Annotated in this window: 19 protein-coding genes; 9 read left to right on the top strand and 10 right to left on the bottom strand. The window is 44.3% G+C overall.

The features are described 5' to 3' along the window. Positions 1–148 precede the first annotated feature (148 nt). The 3 genes from nifE to nifB all read left to right on the top strand — a co-directional run bounded on the left by nifE (position 149) and on the right by nifB (position 4,347). A complete protein-coding gene (gene nifE / locus RLO19_RS11145; protein WP_446356364.1) occupies positions 149–1,498 on the top strand; it encodes a nitrogenase iron-molybdenum cofactor biosynthesis protein NifE in 1,350 nt (449 codons plus the stop codon). Between the two features lie 57 nt (positions 1,499–1,555). Beyond that, complete coding sequence (locus RLO19_RS11140; RefSeq protein ID WP_446356362.1) at positions 1,556–2,956, top strand: nitrogenase component 1; 1,401 nt, start codon at positions 1,556–1,558, stop codon at positions 2,954–2,956. A gap of 107 nt (positions 2,957–3,063) precedes the next feature. After that, a complete protein-coding gene (nifB, locus tag RLO19_RS11135; protein WP_446356360.1) occupies positions 3,064–4,347 on the top strand; it encodes a nitrogenase cofactor biosynthesis protein NifB in 1,284 nt (427 codons plus the stop codon). A gap of 191 nt (positions 4,348–4,538) precedes the next feature. Here nifB and RLO19_RS11130 read toward each other — a convergent pair whose 3' ends face one another. Beyond that, complete coding sequence (locus RLO19_RS11130) at positions 4,539–4,748, bottom strand: TOBE domain-containing protein (protein WP_446340005.1); 210 nt, start codon at positions 4,746–4,748, stop codon at positions 4,539–4,541. A gap of 179 nt (positions 4,749–4,927) precedes the next feature. On the opposite strand from RLO19_RS11130, the gene modD reads away from it, so the two are divergent. From modD to RLO19_RS11105, 5 genes are all read left to right on the top strand, one after another. Further along, positions 4,928–5,776, top strand: coding sequence for a ModD protein (gene modD / locus RLO19_RS11125; protein WP_446356359.1), 849 nt, complete (start codon positions 4,928–4,930; stop codon positions 5,774–5,776). 119 nt (positions 5,777–5,895) lie between these two features. Then, a complete protein-coding gene (gene modA, locus RLO19_RS11120) occupies positions 5,896–6,702 on the top strand; it encodes a molybdate ABC transporter substrate-binding protein (protein WP_446356357.1) in 807 nt (268 codons plus the stop codon). Positions 6,703–7,041: 339 nt separating this feature from the next. Then, the gene (gene modB, locus RLO19_RS11115; protein ID WP_446356356.1) at positions 7,042–8,910 is read left to right on the top strand and encodes a molybdate ABC transporter permease subunit; all 1,869 of its coding nucleotides are present in this window, start codon (positions 7,042–7,044) and stop codon (positions 8,908–8,910) included. A gap of 118 nt (positions 8,911–9,028) precedes the next feature. Next, the gene (locus RLO19_RS11110) at positions 9,029–9,262 is read left to right on the top strand and encodes a hypothetical protein (RefSeq protein ID WP_446356354.1); all 234 of its coding nucleotides are present in this window, start codon (positions 9,029–9,031) and stop codon (positions 9,260–9,262) included. A gap of 402 nt (positions 9,263–9,664) precedes the next feature. Then, positions 9,665–9,883, top strand: coding sequence for a Nif11-like leader peptide family natural product precursor (locus RLO19_RS11105; protein WP_446339995.1), 219 nt, complete (start codon positions 9,665–9,667; stop codon positions 9,881–9,883). A gap of 84 nt (positions 9,884–9,967) precedes the next feature. Here RLO19_RS11105 and RLO19_RS11100 read toward each other — a convergent pair whose 3' ends face one another. The 3 genes from RLO19_RS11100 to RLO19_RS11090 form a co-directional block, all read right to left on the bottom strand. Then, the gene (locus RLO19_RS11100; RefSeq protein WP_446356353.1) at positions 9,968–13,423 is read right to left on the bottom strand and encodes a GAF domain-containing protein; all 3,456 of its coding nucleotides are present in this window, start codon (positions 13,421–13,423) and stop codon (positions 9,968–9,970) included. A 434-nt stretch (positions 13,424–13,857) separates the two neighbouring features. Continuing rightward, positions 13,858–14,373 (bottom strand): DUF29 domain-containing protein, encoded by a 516-nt coding sequence (locus RLO19_RS11095; protein ID WP_446356352.1) that lies wholly within the window; start codon positions 14,371–14,373, stop codon positions 13,858–13,860. A 91-nt stretch (positions 14,374–14,464) separates the two neighbouring features. Next, a complete protein-coding gene (locus tag RLO19_RS11090) occupies positions 14,465–16,351 on the bottom strand; it encodes an AAA-like domain-containing protein (protein ID WP_446356350.1) in 1,887 nt (628 codons plus the stop codon). 279 nt (positions 16,352–16,630) lie between these two features. Here RLO19_RS11090 and RLO19_RS11085 point away from each other — a divergent pair, with 279 nt between their 5' ends. Beyond that, entirely contained in the window at positions 16,631–17,500 is an 870-nt protein-coding gene (locus RLO19_RS11085; protein WP_446356348.1) for an Npun_R2479 family HD domain-containing metalloprotein, read from the top strand. 70 nt (positions 17,501–17,570) lie between these two features. Here RLO19_RS11085 and RLO19_RS11080 read toward each other — a convergent pair whose 3' ends face one another. From RLO19_RS11080 to RLO19_RS11055, 6 genes are all read right to left on the bottom strand, one after another. After that, positions 17,571–19,484 (bottom strand): CHASE3 domain-containing protein, encoded by a 1,914-nt coding sequence (locus RLO19_RS11080; RefSeq protein WP_446356346.1) that lies wholly within the window; start codon positions 19,482–19,484, stop codon positions 17,571–17,573. 368 nt (positions 19,485–19,852) lie between these two features. Next, entirely contained in the window at positions 19,853–20,362 is a 510-nt protein-coding gene (locus RLO19_RS11075) for a pentapeptide repeat-containing protein (protein ID WP_446356344.1), read from the bottom strand. A 390-nt stretch (positions 20,363–20,752) separates the two neighbouring features. Next, entirely contained in the window at positions 20,753–21,712 is a 960-nt protein-coding gene (gene thrB / locus RLO19_RS11070; protein WP_446356343.1) for a homoserine kinase, read from the bottom strand. Positions 21,713–21,788: 76 nt separating this feature from the next. Continuing rightward, positions 21,789–22,526, bottom strand: coding sequence for a phytochelatin synthase family protein (locus tag RLO19_RS11065; RefSeq protein WP_446356341.1), 738 nt, complete (start codon positions 22,524–22,526; stop codon positions 21,789–21,791). Between the two features lie 236 nt (positions 22,527–22,762). Then, complete coding sequence (locus tag RLO19_RS11060; protein WP_446356339.1) at positions 22,763–24,634, bottom strand: right-handed parallel beta-helix repeat-containing protein; 1,872 nt, start codon at positions 24,632–24,634, stop codon at positions 22,763–22,765. Between the two features lie 66 nt (positions 24,635–24,700). Continuing rightward, complete coding sequence (locus tag RLO19_RS11055) at positions 24,701–24,991, bottom strand: hypothetical protein (protein ID WP_446356337.1); 291 nt, start codon at positions 24,989–24,991, stop codon at positions 24,701–24,703. Positions 24,992–25,062 lie beyond the last annotated feature (71 nt).

Below are 25,062 nucleotides of genomic sequence, written 5' to 3'. Positions count from 1 at the left end.
GTTGCCCCTACACGAAAGAATTCAAGTCGTCTTTAGACGACTTGAGCTATAAGCCCAGAACTTGAGTTCTTGGCGGGTGTCGGGGCTTACCTCACCTTTTTCACTTTTTCTAAAAGTATTTTTGTACAACGTTTTTGAGCCTGACGACATGGAACCTGTTATTTTCCAAGAACGTGAAAAGCAAATTCACCGCAAGGGGAATCAACCATTTGACCTTGAATGTAATAAAGACAGCCTTGCTGGTGCAGTTAGCCAACGGGCTTGCGTCTTTTGTGGTTCTCGCGTTGTTTTATACCCCATCGCTGATGCGGTTCATTTAGTTCATGGACCTATCGGGTGCGCGGCGTATACGTGGGATATTCGCGGGGCGCTTTCATCGGGTCCAGAATTGCATCGGTTGAGTTTTTCCACTGACTTACAAGAACGCGATGTCATCTTTGGTGGTGAGAAAAAACTTTATCAGGCGTTAACGGAACTGATTGACCGACATCACCCCAATGCAGCGTTTGTTTATTCTACCTGTATAGTGGGCATTATTGGCGATGATTTAGAAGCGATTTGTAAGCGAGTTAGCCAAGAAAAAAATATCCCGGTAATTCCGGTTAAATCAGAAGGATTTAAGGGCAACAAACGGGCGGGATACAATGCCGCTTGTACCGCTATGTTCCGCTTAGTCGGTACAGGGGATACTACAGGGATTTCTCCACGCAGTATTAATATTTTGGGCGATTTTAATTTAGCCGGAGAAATTTGGATTATCCGTGAATATTTTGAACGCATGGGTATCCAGGTTGTTGCCAACATCACAGGGGATGGTAGAGTTGGAGATATTGCGCGATCGCACGGCGCTGCACTCAACGTGGTTCAGTGTTCTGGGGCGACGATGGACTTAGCCAAGATGATGAAGGAGAAGTATGGGACTCCTTTTCTGCGAGTATCTTATTTTGGCGTAGAAGACATGGCGGAAGCCTTGTATAAAGTTGCCCGATTCTTTGAGGATGACCCAGAAATTCTCAAACGCGCTCAAGAATTAGTGCGTGAAGAATTAACGCTGTTGTATACTAAACTGCAAGAGTACCGCAAAGACTTACAAGGTAAAAAAGCGGCGATTTATGTTGGCGGTGCGTTCAAAGCTTTTTCCTTAGTTAAAGCCTTCCGACTTTTAGGCATGGATGTGGTTATGGTTGGTTCGCAAACGGGAACCAGCGAAGACTACCGAGAACTCCACGAAGTCACAGATGAAGGCACAATTATTGTTGATGATTCTAACCCCTTAGAACTATCAGCATTTTTAAAAGAAAAAGATGTTGATATCTTTGTCGGTGGAGTAAAAGAACGACCCATTGCCTATAAATTAGGGCTAGGGTTTTGCGACCATAACCACGAACGAAAAGAAGCGTTAGAAGGGTTTGTGGGAATGGTTAATTTTGCCAAAGAAGTACATAGCACCGTCATGTCTCCCGTCTGGAAATTCGTACCGCGTAAAAACCCTTCGTAGCTTCAATATTCCGCCTCTTTCTCATCCGTTACCTAATTCGCTGCCACCGATTGACCCATGTCTAAGAAACTCAAAATTAAACAAAAAACAGAAGCTTACGTTTCCACCACTAACGCCTGTAAACTCTGTAAACCTCTCGGCGCTTGCATCGCCTTTCGAGGTATTGAGGGAACTGTGCCATTCCTGCATGGATCACAAGGCTGCGCCACCTACATGAGGCGTTATATCATTAGTCACTTTCGCGAACCCATTGATATCGCCTCATCTTCATTGAGTGAAAAACATGCCGTTTATGGCGGAGGACCTAACCTGAAAAAAGGTATCCTCAATGTTATGGATAAATATGGCGCGAAAGTTGTGGGAATTGCCACCACTTGCTTGACTGAAACCATTGGTGATGATGTCACAGGATTTTTGAAAGAATTTAAGGAAGAATTTGGCGACAGGGAATTGCCAACCTTGTTGAATGTCTCTACTCCCAGTTATAGTGGCACCCACATGGAAGGCTTCCATGCCACAGTAAGGGCAGTTATTGATCAATTAGCAATTGAATCCCCCCCAACCCCCCCTTTGAAAGGGGGGGAAGCCACGGTCAATCTTTTACCTGGATTAGTCTCTCCAGCCGATATCCGTTATTTAAAAGAAGTTCTCGATGATTTTAATCATCCGGGAATTATCCTACCGGATATCTCAGAAACCTTAGACGGACCGGCGCAAATGGACTATGAAAAGATTCCGGAAGGGGGAACGCCAATTGCGGCAATTCAAAGTATGGGACATTCTAGCGCCACGATTGAGTTCGGTCAAGTGTTGCAGCGTAGCGGTAATTCTGGGGGTCAACTGCTAGCTGAACGCTGCGGTGTTCCCCTGTACGCCTTGGGTATGCCAATTGGGTTGCGAGAGTGCGATCGCTTCTTTGACGCCCTAGAAGAGGTTTCTGGTTGCGCTACACCGAGAAAACATGAACTAGAACGGGGACGGTTAGTTGATGCCTATGTTGATTCCCATAAATATCTATTTGGTAAGCGGGTGGTTGTTTATGGGGAAGAGGATTTGTGTGTCGGGTTAACGGCATTTTTAGCCGAAATTGGCATGAAGATAGTCTTATGTTCTTCAGGGGGAAATAGTGGACATTTTGCCGAAGCAATTCACGCGGTTACTTCTGATATTGTTACCGAACCGCCAATCATCAAAGAAGGATTTGATTTCTATGAAATTGCCGAAGAAATCGAAAGCCTAAACCCCGATATGTTGATTGGCACCAGTAAAGGATATTCAATAGCCAAACAACATCAAATTCCCCTGATCCGGGTAGGCTTCCCCATTCACGATCGCTTTGGCGGACAGCGGATGCTACATCTGGGTTATCGCGGCACTCAGAACCTATTAGATCGGATTGTGAATGCAATTATCGAGAAGAAGCAAACCGATTCACCTGTGGGGTATGGCTATCTCTAGTTTTGTCATTTGTCATTCGTTTACGAGTCACGATTTAACCATTTGTTACTGACTTAGTTTAGAGAGTGTTTCTCTAAATTCAACTCATCACTTCAGGAGATAAAACTATGACAGCTACGGTTAATTTGGAAAATCACCCTTGTTTTAATGTCAAGGTAAAAGGACAGTTCGGAAGAGTTCATTTGCCTGTGGCACCTAAGTGCAATATCCAATGCAATTATTGCAATCGCAAATATGATTGCGTCAACGAAAGTAGACCCGGTGTAACCAGTACCATTCTTTCTCCCGCCCAAGCCGCTTTTTATATGGAAAAGGTATTAGAGAAAGAACCGAGAATTAGTGTTGCTGGAATTGCGGGTCCAGGTGATCCCTTTGCCAATCCAGAGGAAACCTTAGGCACAATGCGCCTACTGCGGGAAAAGTTTCCCGACTTAATTCTCTGCTTGGCGACCAATGGCTTGAATCTCAAATCCGAGTATATCGAAGAAATTGCCGAAATTGGCGTCAGTCACGTTACCGTTACCATCAACGCGATCGACCCTGATATTACTCGCAAAGTTTACCGTTGGGTGCGGGATGAAAAGTCAGTGTATCAGGGATTAAAAGGCGCTACGTTACTCTTAGAACGCCAATTAGCCGCCGTTAAAGGACTGAAAGCCGCAGGAATTACGGTGAAAATTAACTGCATTGTCATGCCGGGAATTAATGATCATCATGTGGTGGAAGTCGCCAAAGCCATGGCAGAATTGGGGGCAGATTTATTTAATGCCATGGCGATGTATCCCACCGCAGAAACGCCATTTGAGGGATTGACTGAACCCGATGCAATTATGATGGCGAAAATTCGCAAAGAATGCGAGGAATATTTACCGCAAATGCGCCATTGCACGCGCTGTCGGGCAGATGCAGTGGGACTTTTGGGTGCAGATCAGTCAGAAGAATTCCACGGTTGTTTAATTGCTTGTTCTAAGAAAGTTATTCCCATTGAAGAAAAAGAACGCCCCTATGTGGCTGTGGCAAGCGTTGAAGGAATTTTGGTGAATCAGCATTTAGGTCAAGCGGAGCAGTTTCAGATTTGGCAGAAAACGGATCAAGGGTTTACTTTAGTGGAAGAACGCCTTGCCCCTGACCGTGGAAGTGGTTTTGAACGGTGGCAAAAAGTCGCTAATATGCTTAAAGATTGTCGAGCGATTTTAGCGAGTAGTATTGGCGATAACCCCAAAGAAATTTTGACCAAGTGCGGTGTGCTTCCCGTGGAAATGAGCGGTTTTATTGAGACGGGATTGCAAGCGGTTTATGAAGGAAGTGATTTGTCAAAGCTGAAGGGTAAACGGCAAGTTGCCTCTGGTAAAGTTGGAGAATGTACCGGGAGTGGCTTGGGTTGTGGTTAAGGTTTAATTATTCTTTCACAAATTGTGGAATAGGTTGTCGGTTGGGTTGACCTAAGGAAACCCAACGAAATCAAGGGCTAAAGCCCTTACTACAAGCAGGGCGCACGTCTGTGCGCCCCTACGATTCAGGGCGGCTGCTAATTGGTGAAAACTGAGAATTTGGGACAACCTGATGTTCAATCACGCACCCTTTAATCTGTTGCCACCATGACATCTGTCGCTTTAACAACAGCATACGCTTCCTTACCCTCGGCAAGACCAAGCCGTTCCGCAGAAGACTTGGTGATAATTGCCGTCATTTCCACCCCAGGAGCAACTTCTATAGTCACCTCACTGTTAACGGCTCCAGGTATAACCTTTTTTACTGTTCCTTTAAAGGTATTGCGAGCGCTAACTTCCATAGTTCAATCCCTGATTTAGTCATTGGTTAACCAGCTAATAATACCAAAAATTACTGAATTTGCTGATTTCGCTGAATAATTTTATAAAAACAGCAAATTGTATTATTTTACTCACTTTTACCCTCGCAAAACTGATATAGCCAAAACAGACTACCGAAGGCAAAAATGCGGCATAAGTAATGGTTTTTATCTCACAGCAGTTACTACAGCAGTTAATCCAAGAAGACGTTCCCTATTTTGATTTAACCACTCAGGTGCTAGGAATTGGCGATCGCACAGGGACAATCCGCTTTACCACTCGCGCCAAAACCGTTCTAGCCTGCACCGAGGAAGCCGCCAGTATCTTACGCCAAACTGGGGCAGACGTGACAGCAATCTTGGCAACGGGTCAAATCTCAGACGCAGGAGTCCCCTTTCTCAGTGCTACGGGAAACGCCGCCGCCTTGCATCTCGCCTGGAAACCTACCCAGAATTTACTCGAGTATGCCTGTGGAGTAGCCACCAAAACCTACAATTTGGTGCAAATAGCACAAGCGGCTAATCAAGATGTGATGCTCTATACCACTCGCAAAGTGATCCCAGCAACCAAACCCATCGCCGTGAAAGCCATCTTAGCGGGTGGAGCATATCCCCATCGATTGGGAGTTTCGGAAACTGTTTTAATCTTCCAACAGCATCTCAACTTTTTGGGTTCAATTGACCAACTAATTCAGCAGATACCCTTAATCAAGCGCCAGGTAAAGGAAAAGAAAGTCATTGTTGAAGTTAAAGATATGGCTACCGCTTTTAACCTAGCCACTTCAGGCATCGATGGGATTCAATTTGACAAAGTAAATGTGGAGGCATTAGCGGAGGCAATTCCCCAGATTAAGTCCATGAATCCAACCCTGATTACCTTGGCAGCGGGCGGGATTAATGAGGGTAATATTGCCAATTATGCGGCAACCGGCGTAGATGGGTTGGTGTTAACCGCTCCCTATTATGCCCAGCCTGCTGATATCCAGGTAGAAATTGAGCCGTTAGCATAAGAAGGCAGAAGGTTGTAAAGTTGATAATGTCTGCTTTTTTGTCTATTTTGAGCGGGTGGATATTTGAAGCCAAGCTGCATAATAACCAAGTTTAACAGTAAAAACAAGTCAAAAGCAAAATGAAAAAACGACGTGTTTTTTCCTTAATGGTTTGGATGGTTGCGACATTCTTAATCGTCGTGGGTTGTTCTCAAATGACACCTCCAAACCCTTCCGCAACGTCACCCGAATCTGTAGAACTCACGGTATCAGCAGCGGCTAGCCTCCAGGATGCCATGAAAGCGATCGCGCCCTTGTATACTCAAGAACAAGCTAACGTTACCATTACCTATAACTTTGGCTCTTCCGGTTCTCTGCAACAGCAAATCGAACAGGGAGCGCCCGTAGATGTCTTTCTCTCCGCCGCGCCGAAACAGATGAAAGCTTTGCAAGAGAAAGACTTACTGCTAACGGATACGCGCAAAGATTTGCTAGAAAATTCAATTGTTCTAGTTACACCAAAGGATAAAACCGATATTTTTAATTTCAAAGAATTGAGTACCGATAAAGTGAAAAAAGTAGCAATTGGCGACCCGGAAACTGTACCCGCTGGACAATATGGCAAGCAAGTCCTCACTTCACTAAACTTATATGCACCCCTTCAAACAAAACTGGTTTTCGCCAAAGATGTGCGCCAAGTTCTCTCTTATGTAGAAACCGGAAATGTTGAGGCAGGTTTAGTCTATGCCACGGATGCTAAAGTATCAGATAATGTCAAAGTTGTCGCCACAGCACCAGACGCCTCTCACGCACCAATTATTTATCCAGTTGCCGTCTTAAAAGAGAGTAAAAATCCAGATTCAGCGAAAGAATTTGTGCAGTTTCTCTCAACTGAACCTGCTAAAACTGTGTTTAAGGACTATGGTTTCAGCTTGGCTGACAATTAACGGTTTCAAATATAGAGTTTCCTGATCGAATCAGATACTATGCCTTGGACGCAAGCCTTGCGCCCCTACTGTTGTAAATGTCCTTCCCCAACCGCCAACTCCCTCTGCGTACCTCTGCGCTTACCTCTGCGTACCTGGAGCGTTAAAAAAATCATCCTGCCATTTCACCGTTTAATCGAGGCGAGTTTATAGGTTTGGTTTATAGACTAAAGCTCCCTACTACGAACCCAAGGTATAAAAAGATAGTTAAACTACAGAAAACGCTAGAAAAAGCTGAGATATTATCAATCGAACCATCCCACAACCTTCTCGCCATAATTCGATTACTGGACGAATAGAATGCCCTATTCAGATTTATCTCCGCTGTGGATTTCTCTAAAAACTGCATTTGTCGCCACAATCTTCGCCTTCTTACTAGGAATTGCCGCCGCCCGATGGATGTATAGCTATAGCGGTAAAGCGAAAGGATTAATTGATGGTTTGTTTACCCTTCCTTTGGTGCTACCGCCGACTGTTATCGGTTTTCTCCTGCTGCTACTACTAGGCAGAAATAGTCCCGTGGGACAAATGTTAAAGCAATTAGGAATTACGGTAATATTTTCTTGGTCAGCAACGGTTATCGCGGCGACAGTGGTGGCGTTTCCCTTAATGTATAAAACGGTACTGAGTGCCTTTGAACAAATTGACAAGGATTTGATTTATTGCGCTCAGACATTAGGGGCATCAGAATGGCGGATTTTTTGGCAGATTCTCTTACCTTTGGCATTACCTGGCGTGGTTTCGGGAACGATTTTAGCCTTTGCCAGGGCTTTAGGAGAATTTGGTGCCACATTAATGTTAGCCGGTAGTATTCCGGGTAAAACCCAAACTATGCCGATCGCGATCTTCTTTGCGGCGGAAGCGGGTAAGATGGGAGAGGCGTTGAACTGGGTGTTGCTGATGGTGGCGATCGCACTCGGGGTAATTGCTGCAATCAACTACTGGTCAGGAACACAGCACTCCGCCAAGTGGCACGCGATCGCACATTGGTTATCCATCGCCACAGATCGTGTGGCAAATGTAATTTCATTCTTTAATTATGCCACAAAAAACCTTCAGAGTTATCGCCATTCTCCCTTAGCAAAGGGCGTTATTTATGGTAATAAAGGACTTTTTGTCAACCTGAAAAAGCACTTACCTGGGTTTACATTAGAAACTCAATTAGAAGCCAATGGACAGCCATTAGGACTCTTAGGCACATCCGGTTCTGGCAAAAGTATGACACTGCGCTGCATTGCCGGATTAGACTCACCAAACCAGGGGCGGATTGTTCTCAATGGACGAGTTTTATTTGATTCGCAACGAGGAATTAATATTCCCAGTCGCCAACGCCGGATTGGTTTTGTGTTTCAAAACTATGCCCTATTTCCCCATTTAACCATTACCCAAAATATCGCCTTTGGTCTGCAAGATTTGCCCCAGGCTGAACGCAGACAGCGCGTTGCCAAATATATGGATATGATGCAGTTGCAAGGATTAGAAAACCGCTACCCTGAGCAAATTTCTGGCGGACAGCAGCAGCGAGTTGCTTTAGCTAGGGCTTTGGCAATTCATCCAGAAGCCTTACTCTTAGATGAACCTCTTTCCGCCCTGGATACTTATTTACGCAGCCGGATTGAAAAACTGCTGATTGAAACCCTCTCTACTTATGATGGTGTAACTTTATTTGTTACTCATAAGCTAGAAGAAGCCTATCGAATCTGCCATAATTTGCTCATTCTTTCTCAAGGAAAAGTTATTGCTAATGATGCCAAAGAGAATATTTTCGAGCGTCCTCCTAGCTTTGAAGTCGCACAGGTTACTGAATGCAAAAACTTTTCCACCGCCCGGAAAATTGAACCCCAAAAAATTGAGGCGCAAGATTGGGGCTGTACGCTTCAGGTGGTTGAACCAATTCCTGATTCATTAACATCTGTGGGAATTCGCGCCCACCACCTCACCTTCCCCAGCCATCCCGATGCAGAGAATACCTTTCCCTGTTGGCTGGTTATGACCAGTGAGACGCAACACCGGACAACGTTATATATAAAACTACATCATCCTCCTGATCATTCCCAACACTACCACCTGCAAGTTGAGGTCTACAAGGAAAAATGGGCAGATCTCAAAGACCGCCCCTTTCCCTGGTATGTTTGTTTAGATGCGCTGCGACTAATCTTGATGGAATAATAGCTAACTATTATGTCCGGAAACCTTGACAAAAACGGGGATCTGCATACTTGTCACCCTAGGTATTCTTCTGTATAAGAAAAGGTTAAAATAGAGTTAAAATTACAGAACGTCCCTCATGCTTAGGGACGGGAAACCAGATACTATTTGGCTAATGCTCAAGGTAGGAACCTTAATTCGGGTTATCCACCCTGAATATGCTGCGGGTATTCAGGGGATTATCCAAAGTCGTGAAGAGTCAGGACGTTGGGTAGTCTGTTTAGAAAAAAATTTAGTTAATCCGAAGGACGTTCCTTTGATTGTGTCTCTGGATGAATCCGACTTTGAAGTGATTCAGCCTGAGGAGTCGTGAGGTTAATTTTTGAGCAGCTTGTTTGCATGAGTGCGTCTCTAGTTCATTAATTGTAAAATTTTTAATTTTATAGTAATAAATTGCAACAGTTCTCAGGAAAAAATAATCCCAAAAAGATATCTTAAATACAAAAAACTACCGGATAGGCTGAGATACTACCAATGAGATGAGCTATCTTATGCCATTTCCTTGGAACATTGCACTGAATACAGCAGTTTGCTCTGCTATGCGGTACATTGTCGATCCCCCTAAATCCCCCTTAAAAAGGGGGACTTTGATCTACTGTATTTACCCAGGCAAACCTTTCTTTAGTCAGGGTAGGTGGCGTAAGCGGTAGGGTAGAGCAAGTGCAACTTTATCCAGAATTGGTATTACCCAGGTTTCTAATGGAGGTCAGCCAAGATGTCTCAAGACAATGTGATCAATTTACTCGAAGCAGGCGGAAAAGATAAAACCTTGCGAGCTAAGTACGACGCACTCAAAACCAAGGAAGAGTTTGTAGAAATGGCGGCTACTGATGGTTATGAGTTTACCGTGGTTGAACTGGAGGCTGTTTTGAACGAAGCTGGAGACTCGTGGGAGGAGTCAGGCTTTCCACCCCGACGCTTGATTTGGTGGTAGGTTGTTTATGTCATTTGTGGACAGAATTCTCCAACTAAGCGTGGATTTGAGCTATAAGCCCGGAGTTTAAACTTCGGGCGGGTGTCAGGGCTTAACTCGTAAACTTTCTTCCTGTCGCTTGAGTGCGGCTAAAAGTTCAGCATTTTGCAGAATAACGCCAACTTGATTATTGAAGATTTGCATATATTTTTGATCACTTTCATCAAAACTGATTTGGAAATACTCCGGGGCGGCTTGGGAGAACCCATTATTCTCAAATTCCCAAAACTCGCCCGGTTTACGCTTATTCACCAATTGCGTCACCCCCAGCAAATCCCCATCGGGACTAAAAACAGGCATACAGAGTAAACTACAGGTGCGATACCCTGTCTTTTGATCGGTTTTCTTTGCCGTTTCTGAGTTAAGATGATCATACAAATCAAAGGGAATATTCAAAGGTTCCCCCGTCATCGCAACTTGACCCGCATACCCTTGTCCAATTGGTACACGCAATTCTCGGAGTTCACCGTCGTCAAAACGAATTTTTGTCCACAATTCTCCCGCTAAACGGTTAACTAACCATAACGTGCTGCGATCAGCATTTAATAATTGTTTAGCTGCTGTCATTACCCGTTGTAAAATATCTTCCATCTCTAGAGAACCTTGGACACAACGGGATGCAGCCATAAGTGCGGCGGCGACTCGTTGTCCCCGGGCTGTTTTATGATAGGAACGGAAGCTTTCCAGAATCATTTGAATCAAGGGCGCATTTTCGGCAAATCGTTCTTCATCTGTCCGAGTAAATCCCTGTTTATCAATGCGTTCAGATAAAGCCGCCGTGGGATTAGCCACCCGCTTTAATTTGTTGAGTAACTGAACAACGGCGACTAACTCCCCTTGGTCATTTAAAAGGGGAATAGCCAGCATGGTATAAGTACGATATCCGGTTCTTTTATCCTGTTCCTTTGCCATCTGCGATCGCGGATCATCATAGAAGTCAAAAGAAATGTTAATCGTTTGCTGTAACCGCGCCACTTCCCCGACAATTCCTTTATCTGCACTCATGCGAATTTCCAGGGAACCACTCCCTTCATCTTCAGCAACAATTGACCAAAATTCTTTCTTTTCTTCGTCGAGTAAGAAGATAGTTGTGCGATCGGCACATAAGGATTTCCCTGTCTTTAACGTAATCGAACGCAACGTACCATCAAGAATATCATCAAACCCCTGATTATCCATCACCGCATTCAGCATCGCTAGGGTTTGACTGACCACATGTTGCTGCTGACTCTCGGCTTTTTGCTTAATCCGCTCAAACTTCTGAGCATTTTGCAGCGCTACCCCCGCCTGAGAGTTGAAAATCTGCATATATTTTTGACTATTGGTGTCAAAACTTGCCTGAAAACATTCCGGTGCTTGGGGCCAATCGGCGGGGTTATAATCGGGAAATTGTCCCGGTTTGCGTTTATTGACTAACTGGGTTACACCGAGTAACTCCCCATCGGGACTAAAGACAGGCATACAGAGTAAACTACAGGTGCGATAGCCTGTTTTTTGATCCGTTTCTTGGGCTGTGGTTGAATCAGGATGATCGTACAAATCAAAGGCAATATTCAATGGTTCCTGAGTTTGGGCAACTTTTCCCGCAAACCCTTGACCGATTTGGACTCGTAGTTCCCTCACCGAACCATCTTCAAAGGGGATCTTTGTCCACAATTCCTGCTTATCTGCATCTAATAACCAAAGGGTACTGCGATCGGCATTCATCAATTTCTTCGCCGCATCCATAACTCGTCCCAGGATTTCTTCGGAATTTAAACTGCTATGAGACAGGGAATGAGTGGCTTCAGTTAGGGCTTCAGCGGCTTGTAACCGTTGGGTTAATTTATAACAGTATTGGCATCGCTCTAAAATGCGTAAAATAGTTGGCGCATATTCATCTAACTGAGTTTGATCGGTGAGAGTAAACCCCTGTTGATCAATGCGTTCCGATAGAGGCGCTTGGGGATTGTTAAACCGTTTCAGTTTATTGATCAGTTGAATCACAGCAATCAAATTATGCTGTTGATTGGCGATGGGATAGACTAATTCATTGTAAATCCCATAGCCGTTCGTTTGATTGAGTTTATCGGGAATGGTGTCGGGGTTCTCTTGGCGAAAGTTAAAGGGAATCTCACTAAATTTCTTAAAGTTAGTCAGGCGGGCTTCTGTTTCTTTATTGGTGAGGATTTGAATATCAGGAAAAGTTTTTCCTTCATTCCGGGCAATAATCGACCATATCTGATTTTGCTGATCATCAATAAAGATAATCGTCGTCCGATCCACGCTCAATGCTTCTCCCATTTTTAGGGTAACTGAGCCTAAAATTTCATGAAGAATATCAGCAAAATCCTTTCCCTCCATAAAACTCAACATAGACAGGAGTTTTTGCTCTTGTTGGGTAACAATTTGCTCAAAGCTAGCCTGCAAATCCGCTAAGGCTTTGTTTACCCAACTGTCATTAAAAATGGCGGCATAAATGCGATTACAGACTCTCAGTTTCCCCCCCTGCTTAATCGCCACCCCAGATAAACACAATTCCCGTTGTTCAGAACTATCTGAGGCGTGAAGCTCCCCCTGTTGTAAAATTTGCTGATAAAGCCCCAAGAGTCCCCGATTTCGCTGTCCAATTCGGAAGAGGCGATCGCGGATGGTTTTCAGATGGGGCGGTTCATCGGTGGCTTCCCAGTTTTCCAGGATGCGCTGCTGAACCATTTGCGCTACCCATTCCTCTTCGTTTCCGGGAGTCGGGGATGAGTCACTATTGATAATTAAATGGCAGAGTTTTTGAGTGAGAAAGGGTTGTCCCCCCGTCCACTCTAAAATAGCCGCTAAAATCGTTTGGGCTTGGCTGTATTTATCAGCTAATCCAGCGGCTAAGGGTTGAGCTTCAGCTAATTTAAACCCATGCAATTCAATCCCATGACCCAGGTTAAAGGGGGTACGTTTTTTATCTTGAATTAAATCTGAAGGAGTGGCGACACCAAACAGGGCAAATGTGAGGCGATCATATTCATTACAAGCCCGCAGCACCGCAAAAAAATCATCGGTGCGAAAGTTTAAACTGAGGATACTATCAATTTCATCAATAAAAATTACCACCCTTTGGGGGATAGACTCCAGCAGCACTTGTTCGATAAACTCACTCAAGCGTTGGATAGGGGGTAGATATTCGCGATCGCGCAACCACGCCCTTAAGTTAAACCCCCGTAGCGCCGGAAAACTCGTCACCAACCGTCTCATCATCCCTGCATACCACTGATCCGCCGTGATATCCTGGGAACCGATTTTAGTCAAATCAATCGCCGCACAAGCAAAACCCTCCCCTTGCAGCTTATGCATCACCCGCACCCGCAAACTGGTTTTACCCATCTGGCGAGAATTAAGAACATAACAAAACTCCCCCGCCTTTAACCCCTGATAAAGTTCCGTGTCAGCCTGTCGCACCACGTAGCTAGGGGCGTTGAGTGGGAGATGACCCCCAACTTTGTAGGGGGAGGTGATGGGTTGGGCTTTACTCATGGGGATTGCAAGAGGAGGTAGAAGACACCAGATTAGAGATTTGAATTAAACCGCCTTGGGTTTAAACCCAAGGCTAAAAGCTCAAGTCGTCTAAAGACGACTGGATAAGAGTTTCAATCCATTCTAATATTCGTTTAGTAACCTTGTAGGAGCGCCTCGTCTTGCGCCCAGAAAAGCTGTACAACATATTCCACCACTTGAGGTGTATCAATCTGACGCGATCACAACTCTTGTAAACGGCTGTAAATTAGTGAAGTCGGTTTAAAATAAGACAAGTCAACGTGCCGAATCTTGCTAAATTAGCTTCACAATTTCCTTAGCAACATTTAATGCTTTTTGTTTCAATTTTTTAAGGTTATCGCTGTTACACAAAGAGTCTTTGCACGCCATAATTGCCATGGCATAGAAATCATCATTACCTACAGTAATTATAATTAGGATTCGTTTTCTACCTCCCATTCATTTACCAAATCACTCGGTTCACCCGGATAAAAATTATCCTCTAAAATTTCCGCTAAACTGTAGGGACACGTCTGGGGAAAGGTTTGGTTTGGCAAGTCGGTTTCTCCCATTGCCAGATCTCTACCGTTCTCGTAGGCTAAAACAAGCGCATCCTCAAGGTAAGGCTTTAGACTTGGGTTGTCTTTGAGCAACTCTAACGTATCACGGCGCTGTACGCGAATTGTCGCCAGCCAACTCCGACTCCGGCGTTGCGGTTGGTACTCCCATTTCAACAAATGTCCAATCAGCACCGTCAACCGATTTCGCAATTCTTGGCGTTGCTGTTTCCCCAAGGATTCAATCTCCTCAATCAGATTGCCCAAATCAAGCTGACTCCACTGCTGTTGGCGGAGTAACGACGCTTGTTCCTGCGTCCAAGCATAAAAATCGGTTTCGTAGAGGTTGGGTGTAGGTATTGCTGTCTGTTGGTTCGTTTCTGGCACTGGCATCACGATTTTCCCACCTCAACGTCTCTCTATATAATAGTAGAACTGTTCTATGTAGGTGTATCCCAATTGTAAGCGATTTATAGCGTTGGATTTAAAATACTTTTTGTAGGCGATCGCGAAAATACTGGCGATATAATTCAAAGCGGGGTACAGTTGCATTTCCCCGTAACTGTACTAACCCCATACTGTGTAATTTAAACGCCAACACTGACTCTAACTCAACGGCTTCCTTCGCTACTAGCACCTGAGCAAATGCTGTTGCTAATTCTGGGTGCTGTTGCAAATTCCATAAATGTCGGCGTAGGTGATCCCCATAAATTCCCGCCTCTGTCGGCGCCATCTCCACCAATTCCTCTAAAGTTAACTCGCCTCTGGCAATATAATAAAGAGCCACTCGGACTAAATAAGGATGTCCACCTACCATCGTCATAAACTGCTCAACCTGATCAGTTTGCCAATTGAGTCCATGACGTTGGGCTAAATCCGTGACTTGTTCTCGACTAAATTCCGATAATTCAATCGGTAAACCCACATTAAACGGGGATTGATTGATATCCAATGGAATATAAACTTCCGTCGAATGAACCACTACTAAACGCAATTTTGCCCACAAATCACTGTCGCTATCACCATAGCCTGCTTCTTCATACCAAGCGCGTAAGAGGGCAAAAAAGTCATCGGTTATTTTTGGATGTTGAAACACCCGATCCACTTCATCCAACCCTAATACTAAAGGTGCATCAGTTTCGGATAACAAAAAATCCTCAAAATAAGCGGTGCAGTTATCTTTACTGCCAAATGTATCCGTCCAATACGCCTCAACTTGATGGGGTAAACGCAGCTTGCGGGTAATTTTGGCACATAACCACTGTAAGAGTTGATTGAGATTGGTAAACACGCTTTTATCCGCATGTTGAAAGCTTAAGGGAACGGTGCGACAGCCTTGTTCTCTAGCTTGATACAAAATTCTCGCCATTAACGATGTTTTTCCCATTTGTCGCGGCGCTTTGATGCGAATCAAGGTTCCAGGTTTGAGGATTTCTTGATAACATTGGGCTTCATCGGGAACTCGTTCGACATAGAAGGCGGAAGCTAAACGAACTTGACCTTTGGGTAATTCCGGTTCAGCCACGGGTAAAGGGGGTAAGGGGTTGATCGGAGTTTGATAGGTTCTGATGTCCTCCGCTACATCGTTCGCTTCCTCGGCTTGAGTTTCCCAATCCTCACTCCCCGATAACCGTTGCAACACCGCCTGTACCACGGTTGGTGTATCAGCGGGAGCGTTCCATTCCTGATAGCCAATTCCCTGGAGATAGTTGCGTAAATCGTGGTTGAGGGGGGTATGGGGAGGACAATTCACCCGAATCGGTAAGACAACGGGTTTGGCGTTTTGACTCTCATCCCGTAACTCCTGAACCCGTCGTAACTCTTCAATCACCATTTCACTCAGGGCGGCTTGGGGAGACAGTAGCAGGATAAAATAATCACATTGCGCCAGTTGGCGATCAATCTGCGCTAATTCAGCCTGGGCTACACCAGAGGAATGGCTCGAACCCTCTCCCACCCCTGTTCTAAAGACTGGATATCCCGCTTGTGCGATCGCCTCCTCTAACTGAATCGCTAAACTCCCGTCAGGCTCTTGGTTGCGGTAACTGAGAAACACTTGCGGCTGCTGCGTCTTGGCTCGCGCGATCGCACCGTGAATCTTTTTTTTGCTCACTTTTTCCCCTAGTACCTGGGAAAGCTTTTGCCATAACTTATAGCCCACATATTTTTCCACATAGTCCGGATTTTGCGGATAAATCTCCTTATAGGAGCGTCCTTGCCATGAGCCAACAAATACCTGACGTTCTAGGTCATTCAGGTGCTTTCCCGTCTTCAGATAGGTCAAGCGATCAATGAAATTCAAGGCATCTTTATAATCCATACCCTCTTTTTTATGACTGTAGCAATTGGGAAATTCTACCTGATAATTCATGATTTTTTAACCTATTCGTAAGGTTGGATTTTATAGTCATGAGGTTTCATGAGGTTTTTTGTTAATTACAAAATAAAATATATCTAAATTTTTACTCCCGCCAAACAAGGATTTCATTTTTGTGAGGTTTTATGGTTTACATTACCCAAATTATCAACGAAACTAATAAATAGGTGTTCCCCACCGATTGATCTGTGAATCTACCAGGGTGAAGCCGCCAATCCGGGCGGTGATACCCAACTCGGATATAAATTTAGATTGTGTTACAGGGGAAGAACAATGTTTAATTTAACAGGGGTGCTAGTTCACGATTGTGTTGAACGTCTACAAGCCGGCTACCGCCAAACTTACGGCAACTGTCAACCTGATTATGCTGAAGTCATTGGTAGGGTGGCTCAAGTGGCTCTAGAACGGATTGCCCAGAGTGATGCTCTATACCACAATGTTGAACATACTATTTTAGTCGCCCTAGTCGGACAAGAAACCCTCCGAGGGAAACATATCCTGGAAGGGAGCGTTTCCCGTCAAGACTGGCTCACCTTAATCGTGTCTTGGTTATGCCATGACATTGGCTATATTAAGGGGATTTGCAAAGATGACCAACCCGATCAAGGATTGTACGTGATTGGTCTAGATGATATGATGATCTCCTTACCCCGGGGCGCAACCGATGCGAGTTTGACCTCGTATCATGTTGACCGAGGAAAGCGGTTTGTGGACGAGTATTTTAGCGCTCATTCATTCATTGATTGTGCTGCCGTCAAACGCAATATTGAGTTAACCCGTTTCCCAGTACCTGCTGATGAAGCTTATCAAGATACGATTAATTATCCCGGTTTGACTCGTGCGGCTGATTTAATTGGGCAGCTCAGTGATCCGCGTTACTTACAAAAGATTCCAGCATTGTTTGGCGAGTTTGAAGAAAGTGGCGCGAGTAAAATTTTAGGCTATCACAATCCAGGTCAACTACGACAAAACTACCCTAATTTTTTCTGGACAGTTGTGTTGCCCTATATTCAACCTGCTTTGCGTTACTTAGAGGTAACTCTAACGGGTCAACAGATTATTGCCAATCTTTATGCCCATGTATTGCAAGTTGAGCAGGAAAATAGAGTGAACCAAAGGGAGATTGTGATGTTTGCCTCTTAATATTCACCCCTACCAACCTCCTCTTAGTCAGGGGAGGTGTTGTAGGCGGTGGGGTAGATAAAGTGCAACTTCAGACAGCATTGGTATTAGAATTCAGATGACAGCGTTGCTGGTAAATTTGCGCCACCTGATCCGCTTGATTTTGACGCAAGCAGGCTTCAAACAGTTGTAGCGCCTCTGCATAAGCCTGTTGACTATACAGGGACAACGCTAAGGCAAATCGGTCTTGGTTTGCTAACTTGCCCTCTCGCACTTCTGGTAAGTCAGCATCAAAGACTTCATAGACGGTGACTAATTCAGATTTACCTTTAACTTTGACGTGATCAATCATGCGGATAGCGTAGTCAGAGGGGTTTTGTAATTCCTTGAACGTGTGGTGAGAAATTAACAGGGATACGCCATAATTTTTGGTTAAACCTTCCAGACGAGCCGCTAAATTAACGGCATCACTAATCACAGTTGTATCCATTCGGTTATATCCGCCCACTGTACCTAGCATTAAGGTTCCTGTATTAATGCCCATGCCAATTTTAATCGCCCGATAATTACAGTTAGCACGATGTTGATTATATTCAACTAATTGATTTAACATGGCAATTCCTGCTTTAACTGCATCATCAGCACTCCCACTAAAGAGTGCCATAATGGCATCACCAATATATTTATCAACAAATCCTTGATTTTTAATAATAATTGACTCCATTCGAGATAAATATGAATTAATAAACTTGAAGTTTTCTTCGGGAGTCATGCCTTCTGAAAGAGCCGTAAAGTCACGAATATCGGAAAATAAAATGGACATATCTTTTTCAACTTGGTCGCCTAATTTCACATCGACAATACTCTGTTTGTTTAATAACTGAAGAAATTGACCGGGGACAAAGCGAGAGAAAGCTTGATTGAGTTGATTCAGATGACAGGTAAACTTGAGTCGTTCGGCTTCCGCCCGTTTGCGTTCGGTGATATCGTTCAGCACGACAATGGCGTAGGTAACATTCCCTTTGTCATCAAAGATGGGTGTTCCTAATACCTCAATTGGCACGATTTTGTCGGGATGATGAATCTCTATACCATCATGGATAGAACTTTTCCCATTAAGCGCTTGGATAATTGGTTCAAGATTGTGGGGATAAACTTTCTCTGCTTTGGGAGAGTAAACTGGATAAACCTCTGGGAACAGATTTGCCGAATTTTTTGGAATAATACCTTGACCAAAAAGTTTTTTTGCTGTCTGATTTGCATAGTAAGGTGTACCATTTTGATCAACGACAAAGACGCCGACGGGTATCGCTTCTAAGAATTGCGTTAGCCGACTTTCACTGTCTCGTAATTGATCTTGAGCCTGTAGCCGTTGATTAATTTCTCGATAAATATGAGAATAGACAAAAACAAGAATGCCTAAATCAAAAGCCAGTCCAATGGAGAAAATCCAGATTGTCGTATGGACTGTTCCTTGAGTTCGCTGCGCTCGCGCCTGAAATAGCCGCTCTTCTTCAGCCTTCATCTGACTGAAGACTTCGCGGATCTGATCCATGATTAGTTTGCCTTGGTTTGTGTTGACAATTTCTAGAGCCGCGTCCAATCCTTGCTTGTTTCTTACGTTAATTGTTTGCTGAAGTTCGGTAAACTTTTCATCAATTAAAGGAACCACAAGGTCTAATTTTTTTTGATGGTAAGGGTTGTCTGCTGTCAAGGCTTGTAGCTGCTTGATATCATCTTCGACTTTATCAATGGCTTTTTTATAGGGTTCGAGATAGCGCGGTTTGCCAGTTAGGAGATAACCCCGTTGTCCCGTTTCTGCATCCGTAATTTCAGCTAAGACTTCTTCAAGTTTAGTTAATACTTTTTTGGCATGGAGTTCTTTGTGATTTGCCTCTCTCAGGCGAAATGCGCTATAATAACCACTCAAACTAACGATAACGATAAGGCTAGAGGTTAGTCCAAATCCTACGACGATTTTTCGTTGTATCGATAATTTCATCATAAAGGGTAGAGTTTAACTGGAAAAACTCTGATTCGTGTTAAACTGTAAAATACTTATTCAGGTATAATTTATATTTGTCCGAAATTTTGAAAAATAATGATATTTTTTGACAAACTAAAATCGATATTAATTAATTTTTTCATAGAAAAATCATGCCCAAACTCTGCTCTTTATTCTCTGCACAGAGAAATAAGTTTCGCTTTCAGGGTCTATGAATATAACCAGCATTTTACCGATACAGTCTCTGTTTTGGCAAATGCTGGTTAAAAAAATTTATCTTCAGGAGGAGCTTACCGAATAAAGTTCACGGTGAGGAGTGCCATTGTTCAGGGAATGGGGAACTAGAAATTCACAATTTACCAATCAACCTAGACTTGAGAGATAATCGCGCCTTTCAAAATTGCCCCACTGAGATTCGCACCATTTAGGTTTGCCTGATTTAAATTGGTATTTCTCAGGTTTGCCCCTTTCAAATTTGTATCACTGAGATTAGCACCTGTCAAATCAGCACCACTGAGATTCGCATCGGTTAAATCCGCTCCTCTCAAGTTGGCGCCTCTGAGATCAGCATTTCTTAAGAAAACAGCGATAAGGTTGGTATCAATTAAAATGGCTTGACTTAGGTTTGTCGTATGGCAAATCGCTTCACAGAGATTCGCCCGACTTAGGTTGGCTCGACTCAGGTTAGCTCGACTCAGGTTGAAGTTTTGCAAATTATACTCACTGAGGTTCGAGCCACTCAGATCAACTTTGCTAAAGTTAAGTTTGAGGACATTGGCTTTACTCGGATTTTGATTGAAGTTAATATTTTGCAGTCGCCACTGATTCCAATTTTCAACACCTTGTTTGAGGACAACTATATCGTTCGCATTTGCCACTTTGTATGACTCCTCCAATTTAAACTTGGTCTAAGTATCGTTTTGATATCAGAATTTTCTGAATGATTCAGGGGGTAACACTAAAGTTGGTTGGAGTCATAAAATTTGCTGTGATTGCTGTTGAATTAAGTGACTAACATTGAGTTTATGCTAGAAATGGGTGATTAAACAAATAGGGGTTTCATCGATCAATGTAACAAAACTTTAAGAACTTGTTCAGATTATCGGATAAGAAATGCTTGGTGAAAACATAGAGGATGATCTATGGCATAGCGATAAATTGGGGGATTGGTGATTAGGGATTGGTGATTGGAAACCCGCCCCCACTGTAGAGACGTTGCATACAACGTCTCTACAGTCGGTGCGGAGTAAGTTTCAACATCAGGCGTGCTAAATAGTGGGTGCTACTGCGGTTTGGGTTCCCTGAGTTTCAATCGAGTGCGATCGCGCTATTGCAGAAATTCCCATTTGTTGCCAAGCCTCAGCCATGGCGGTGGCTACGGTTGCGGCTTGCATCGGATCGACAAGCGCCAACAGAGTAGGACCTGCGCCACTAATCGTCATTCCATAGGCGCCAGCTTTTAAGGCGGCGCTTTTTACGGCTTCATACCCCGGAATCAACCCTTGTCGATAGGGTTGGTGTAACTTATCCTGGAGGGCAGTTTGTAACCAATCACGGCGTCCCGTTGTCAAGGCGCGTACCAATAACCCGAAATGGGCAATATTAAAAATAGCATCCGCCCGACTCACTTGGGTGGGGAGTACCTGTCGCGCCTCGTGGGTGGAGAGTTCAAAATTAGGAATAGCGACAACGGGGACAATTTGATCATGCCAGGGAATATCACAAATCTCCCATTCCTTGAGAACCGCATCCCCCCGCGCCGCCAGACGACAGCCACCCAACAAGGCGGGGACGACATTATCCGGATGTCCTTCCAGCGCGATCGCTAATTGCATCACTTCAGTTTGACTCAGGGGTTCCCCGGCTAATTGGTTTGCGCCAACTAATCCGCCGACAATCGCCGTGGCGGAACTTCCTAACCCTCTGGCGAGAGGGACATCTAAATCAATCTTGAGTTGGACTGGGGGAGGTGTATGACCAATATGGTCGTATAATTTCAGAAACCCTTGGTAAGCCAGATTCGTTTCATCAGTTTTCACCTGCTTTGCTTCAACACCAGACACCCGAATTCTCACCGCCCGTTCCGTTTCCCAAGGGGTATCCGAACTCAGGCGAGTAAATGTAAATCGATTGTACAGGGTCAAGGCGGCGCCAATGCAATCAAATCCGGGACCTAAGTTGGCGGTTGTCGCGGGAACGGTAACGGTTACGGGAGAATGGATAGACATTCGGGAGGAATTTAAGATGCCAAGGGGCAATCTTAGCAGATTCTCATTTGTTGGGGCAATTCATGAATTACCCCGACTAACGGCGATTAATCAGAACAAAGCCTCTTGTCTTTTCTGAGGTAGAATCCACTGTTCCCATGGCTTGCCAGAGTTCTTGAGCCCTGACCCAAATGGGCGGATACTTGTAGCGGGACACATCCAAAATCAGAAAGCGATCGCTTTGTGAATTATAAGCCGCGATCGGCGAAATATGTCCACCGCGTTCCTGACCTATGGTTTTTCTTAAGTAGTTGACTAAGACGAAATTATTGGGGTCTTGTAAATTCTCTACCACCATCTGGCGGAATTCCGCCAGAGTCACCTCACTGGCGTGGTAAACTTCGGCGTTGAGGGGATAGGTTTCTAAGAGTTGACCCAATTGGTCTAGGGTCATTCCTTGACGAGCAATGACGGCGGCGGGGAGAATTTTTTCGGTTTGTTCATTTAAAACATTTTTTTGAGTAAAAATATGATTTTCCCCGAAGTTAGCGGTTGGGGGTGCAGGGATAGAGAGGGCGTTGAGTACCATCACCATACTGGCAACACCACAGTAAGCTAAATTATCCTGGGTTTCAAAATGAATACTTAAGGGAAAATAGTCCTGGCGAGCATTACTTTCAATCAGTAAGACTTCTCCATCCTGGGAGTTGAGGTTAATCAAATCCTGGGATAGAGGCAAAGTTTGGGGGAGAAGTTTACCTGTGGCAAAGGAAAAGCTGATAATTCCTGCGCCTAGGGGAATCCGGAGTGCTTTGAGGAAATTAAGTCGATGCATATTTAGGTTAAGTTGTCCAACATTGCCAATATGCTGATATTAGTCTGCTTTGGTTGGACTTTTGTGTAGACACATACCTTAAAGCAAACGAACTGTGGTAGAGACTCCTCCGCCGGAGGAGTCTCTACTAAATTCTGATGTGTCCTAACCGTTTTGGCGGTTGCTATAATTACTGGGATGCCAGGAAACTTAACCAAATCTCAGACTAAAGCCCTGATTACAAAGCATTAAGCGTATCACACGACTACAGTTGCGAAATTCTCCGTTGTGAGAGTGGTTGTATCGAACCCAGTCAGTGTTGCCAAAGTTTGACCGCCAAACCGAATCTCGTTTCCTTGGAAGAACAAATCTCCAAATCCTAAACCGCCAGATAAACCAATCACATCACCCTGACCTAAACTGAAGTCGGTAATCATATCCTTACCTTCCCCGGCGACAATAACAAAGGTATCACTACCAATCCCACCGGTTAGCTGGTCATCCCCCGCACCACCATAGAGGAGGTCATCTCCAGAATTACCCCAGAGTTGGTCGTTATTTTGACCGCCGAGGAGGGTGTCATCATCAGCACCGCCATACAGTTTATCGTCACCTTGACCCCCTTCTAACAGGTCATCATCAGCACCACCCCAGAGTTGGTCATTACTTTGACCGCCGAGGAGAGTGTCATCATCAGCACCGCCATACAGCTTATCGTCACCTTGACCCCCATCGAGGTAGTCCTCACCTCCGCTACCTTTGAGGATATCCTGACCTTGACCCCCACTTAGGAGGTCATTATTCGCACCACCATAAAGTTGATCATCACCGTTACCACCGTCGAGGGTATCGTTACCGGCGCCACCTTTGAGCGTATCTTGACTATTGAGTCCAGTTAGGATATCGTCGCCTGCGCCACCGATAAGCATGTCATTATTTGAAGTTCCGGTGAGAGTAACAGCAGGGGCACCATTTCCGATGATGGTACTGTCAGTCACCGTCATAGTATTTCCGTCGCTGATTTCAATTCCCTGAGAATTATTATCACTAAACGTGCTATTGGTTACGGTTAGGGTGTTGTCTCCAGAAATGTCAATGCCATCATCACCGTTATTACTAAACGTACTATCGGTTATTGTTAGCTTGTTTTCGTCATCTGCATCAATTCCATCTGCGTCGTTACCTATAATTGTACTGTTCGTTACGGTTAGATTATTTTTGTCATCCACACCTATACCATCATCGCCGTTATCGGTAATTGTGCTGTTGGTTACGGTGATTGTATTTTTGTCTTCTACGTCAATACCATCATCACCGTTATCTGTAATTATGGTGTTTTCTATTATCAGCGTGTTTTTGTCGGTCAGCGCAATGCCTTCAGCATCGTTATCTATAATCGTGCTGTTTTTTACGGTCAGGGTATTATTGTCTTCTAAGTCAATGCCATCAGCGTCGTTATCGGTAAAACTGCTGTGATCTATGGTAACAGTGTTATTGTTTTCTAGGTCAATGCCTTCATCCCCGTTACCTGTAAACGTGCTGTAATTTACGGTAACAGTGTTATTGTTTTCTAGGTCAACGCCATCATCACCGTTACTGGTAAACGTACTGTTATTTAGGGTCAGCGTGCTATTGTTTTCTAGATCAATTCCATCATCCGCGTTATCACGGATGGTCGTATTCGTTACTATTACAGTATTGTTGTCACTGAGCGGATCACTACCATCCTCGTCACCCGCATCAATCCCATCATCGCTGTTCCCATAAATCACGCTGTTGGTTATAGTTAGGCTATTATCTCCTTCGAGATTAATTCCATCTAATCCGTTGGTTAAAGTGAGTCCATTAAATTCTGCGGCTACCCCAGGACTAATTGAGAATAGGTCGAAGGTTGAGTCGCCACGAAGGGTTAATTGGTTTGCACCTAAACCAACAATTGTCAGGTCATCGGTAATCGTGAGCCTTTGTGTGAGTTGAATAGTTTTTGATCTGCCACCCAAAGCAAACTGAATGGTATCGTTTCCTACCGAGGCGTTGGCGGCGTTAATGGCTTCGCGTAAACTGGTTTGACCATTGTTAAGATTACCATCATCGATGTCACCGAGTTGATTGACGATATAAGTTGCCATAAGCGTTTATCCTTGGTTAAAACGTTGAATAGTATTTTAGGTGTTGGTTTTACTGTATTTATCGGTTTACAAATTAAATATAACCGTATTTTTTTGATGCTTCATCAAGTTGATGTGAATTTTATATAAAGGTTTCGTGAAACCAAACGGCTCACCGGAAATAAAGGGTCTGAAGTCCCGTCCTTCTAGGACGGCTTTTATCCGGATAAACACCCCAGGATAGTATGATACAATGCAGTTGGCTTGCGGCTGCAAAGTCGAAGTCAACTTATCAGGTACGCCGGGACTCGGCGGAACCCAAACCGCAAAGGTTTGAAACGCCCAGCCCTGAATCGACAGGGTGTTAGGAGATAACACGATGCCCTAGATGGCGAATATCGTGTGCCTGGGAACCCGTTTACCGGGATATATGGAACGAAATTTCCATA

Origin of the sequence: Coleofasciculus sp. G2-EDA-02 (assembly GCF_040226375.1) — a bacterium.
Taxonomy (GTDB): domain Bacteria; phylum Cyanobacteriota; class Cyanobacteriia; order Cyanobacteriales; family Coleofasciculaceae; genus Coleofasciculus.
Note: the sequence above shows the minus strand (reverse complement) of the source record. Positions and strands in the feature narration are given on the sequence as shown.

Bases quoted from the DNA above. Each gene is read 5' to 3' on its own strand.
- nifE (WP_446356364.1), top strand. From the start codon at position 149: ATGGAACCTGTTATTTTCCAAGAACGTGAAAAGCAAATTCACCGCAAG.
- RLO19_RS11140 (WP_446356362.1), top strand. From the start codon at position 1,556: ATGTCTAAGAAACTCAAAATTAAACAAAAAACAGAAGCTTACGTTTCC.
- nifB (WP_446356360.1), top strand. From the start codon at position 3,064: ATGACAGCTACGGTTAATTTGGAAAATCACCCTTGTTTTAATGTCAAG.
- RLO19_RS11130 (WP_446340005.1), bottom strand. From the start codon at position 4,748: ATGGAAGTTAGCGCTCGCAATACCTTTAAAGGAACAGTAAAAAAGGTT.
- modD (WP_446356359.1), top strand. From the start codon at position 4,928: ATGGTTTTTATCTCACAGCAGTTACTACAGCAGTTAATCCAAGAAGAC.
- modA (WP_446356357.1), top strand. From the start codon at position 5,896: ATGAAAAAACGACGTGTTTTTTCCTTAATGGTTTGGATGGTTGCGACA.
- modB (WP_446356356.1), top strand. From the start codon at position 7,042: ATGCCCTATTCAGATTTATCTCCGCTGTGGATTTCTCTAAAAACTGCA.
- RLO19_RS11110 (WP_446356354.1), top strand. From the start codon at position 9,029: ATGCTTAGGGACGGGAAACCAGATACTATTTGGCTAATGCTCAAGGTA.
- RLO19_RS11105 (WP_446339995.1), top strand. From the start codon at position 9,665: ATGTCTCAAGACAATGTGATCAATTTACTCGAAGCAGGCGGAAAAGAT.
- RLO19_RS11100 (WP_446356353.1), bottom strand. From the start codon at position 13,423: ATGAGTAAAGCCCAACCCATCACCTCCCCCTACAAAGTTGGGGGTCAT.
- RLO19_RS11095 (WP_446356352.1), bottom strand. From the start codon at position 14,373: ATGCCAGTGCCAGAAACGAACCAACAGACAGCAATACCTACACCCAAC.
- RLO19_RS11090 (WP_446356350.1), bottom strand. From the start codon at position 16,351: ATGAATTATCAGGTAGAATTTCCCAATTGCTACAGTCATAAAAAAGAG.
- RLO19_RS11085 (WP_446356348.1), top strand. From the start codon at position 16,631: ATGTTTAATTTAACAGGGGTGCTAGTTCACGATTGTGTTGAACGTCTA.
- RLO19_RS11080 (WP_446356346.1), bottom strand. From the start codon at position 19,484: ATGATGAAATTATCGATACAACGAAAAATCGTCGTAGGATTTGGACTA.
- thrB (WP_446356343.1), bottom strand. From the start codon at position 21,712: ATGTCTATCCATTCTCCCGTAACCGTTACCGTTCCCGCGACAACCGCC.
- RLO19_RS11065 (WP_446356341.1), bottom strand. From the start codon at position 22,526: ATGCATCGACTTAATTTCCTCAAAGCACTCCGGATTCCCCTAGGCGCA.
- RLO19_RS11060 (WP_446356339.1), bottom strand. From the start codon at position 24,634: ATGGCAACTTATATCGTCAATCAACTCGGTGACATCGATGATGGTAAT.